The organism is Kitasatospora sp. NPDC057198 (assembly GCF_042670125.1).
Classification (GTDB): Bacteria; Actinomycetota; Actinomycetes; order Streptomycetales; family Streptomycetaceae; genus Kitasatospora.
Window position 1 is genome coordinate 1 of the sequence record NZ_JBHUWH010000812.1, and the last position, 1,799, is coordinate 1,799.

A 1,799-nucleotide genomic window follows, 5' to 3' on the forward strand; every position below is an offset into this window, starting at 1 on the left:
GCCGCACCGGCCGCCGGGCCACCCGCCGCCCGCCGCGGGGCGGGCCTGCCGTCAGTCCTCGTCGGGGCCGTTGATCGCGCCGCCCGCCCCGGCGGCGTCCACCGCGGCGGTCATGTCCTCCTTGAGGTGGATCACGCCGTAGTGGTAGCCGTGCCGGCGGTAGACCACGCTCGGCAGCCCGCTGTCCTTCTCCTGGAACAGGTAGAAGTCGTGGCCCACCAGCTCCATCGCGTACAGCGCCTGGTCCAGCGACATCGGCGCCGCGGCGTGGGTCTTCTCGCGGACCACCAGCGGCCCGTCGCCCTCCACCTCCAGGTTCCCCGCGACGGTCTTGCGGGCCGTGCCGTTGGTGCTCGGGGCGGCCTCGGTCGCGGGCAGGTCGGCCAGCGCGGCGGTCGCCGCGGCGACGCTGACCGGCGTCCGCCCGTTGACCCCGCCCTTGTGCACCCGGCGGCGGTCGGCGGACTTGCGCAGCTGCGCCTCCAGCTTCGCGGAGGCCAGGTCCAGCGCCGCCCACGGGTCGCTGGCGGACGCCTCGGCCCGGATCACCGGACCGCGGCTGCGGAGGGTGATCTCCACCCGGTCGGCGCGGTCGGCCTGGCGCGGATTGGGCTCCTTGGACACCTCGACGTCCAGGCTGATCGCCTTGGTGTCGAACTTCTGGACCTTCTCCAGCTTCTCGGCCACGTGCTCGCGGAACCTCTTGGGCACCTCGGTCTTGCGGCCCTTGACGACGATGTCCACGCAGAACTCCGATCCCTCGTGCTGACCGGCCCGGAGTGCGTCCCGAACCGGCGTGAGACCCAGCCGGACCAGTCGGTCGCCGCCCCCGGACTCCGCCCGGGGAACCCGCGAGGACCACCGGCCCTTACCTCACTTCCTCCCCACCAGGAGCGTTCGAAACCCCTGGGAACCTCATGCAACACCTGACGCGGGGATCTCGCCTCTCCAGTCGAACGAACGTACCGGCGTCCGGTCGGCGGTCCGGCTGTTCCCCCCTGTCTACCCACCTACGGGTGAAACACCGGTGAACGGCTGGACAACACGCCCGGCACCGCCCACCGTATGGCTGATGTCGCCGACCGGCGAGCGTTCCGGAGGGGTTCCGTGACGAGCCGCAGCACCGCCCACCAGCCCGGATCCGGCCCCGCCCAGGTCCTCGCCGCCCTGCTCGAACTGCTGCTCCCGGCCCGCTGCGCCGGCTGCGGGAGCGGCCTCAGCGGCCTCTGCCCGCCCTGCCGCGCGCTGCTCGACGGGGCCGCCGCCGGCCCGGCCGGGCCGCACCGCCCGCCGCCCGGCCTGCCCCCGGTGCACGCCGCCGCCCCCTACGCCGGGCCGGTGCGCCACCTGCTGCTCGCCCACAAGGAGCGCGGGGCGCTGCGGCTGGCCGCCCCGCTCGGCGCCGCGCTGGCCGCCGCCGTGCGCTCGGCCACCGGCGCGGGCGCCGCCCCGCTGCTGCTGGTGCCGGTGCCCTCGGCGCGCGCCGCCACCCGGGCCCGCGGCCACGACCCGACACTGCGGCTGGCGCGGGCCGCCGCCCGCGAACTGCGCCGCGGCGGCGTGGCCACCCTGGTCGCGCCGGTGCTGCGGCACAGCCGCCCGGTCGCCGACCAGGCGGGCCTGGGCGCGGCCGAGCGGCACCGCAACCTGGACGGGGCGCTGGCGGTGCCGGCCCGGCTGGCCGGGCGGCTGGCCGGGCACCGGCTGGTGCTGGTGGACGACCTGGTCACCACCGGGGCGAGCCTGGCCGAGGCGGCCCGGGCGCTGCGCGCGGCGGGCTGCCCGCCGCGGGCGGCGGC

The 1,799-nt window shown here is 77.1% G+C and carries 2 protein-coding genes; one reads left to right on the plus strand and one right to left on the minus strand.

Annotation, left to right across the window (positions count from 1 at the left end):
• Nucleotides 1-51: 51 nt before the first annotated feature.
• Nucleotides 52-744, minus strand: coding sequence for a ribosome hibernation-promoting factor, HPF/YfiA family (gene hpf / locus ACFUEL_RS39260; RefSeq protein ID WP_380242942.1), 693 nt, complete (start codon nucleotides 742-744; stop codon nucleotides 52-54).
• A gap of 363 nt (nucleotides 745-1,107) precedes the next feature.
• Here hpf and ACFUEL_RS39265 point away from each other — a divergent pair.
• The coding region (locus ACFUEL_RS39265) for a ComF family protein (RefSeq protein ID WP_380242944.1) at nucleotides 1,108-1,799 on the plus strand (692 nt) is incomplete at its 3' end.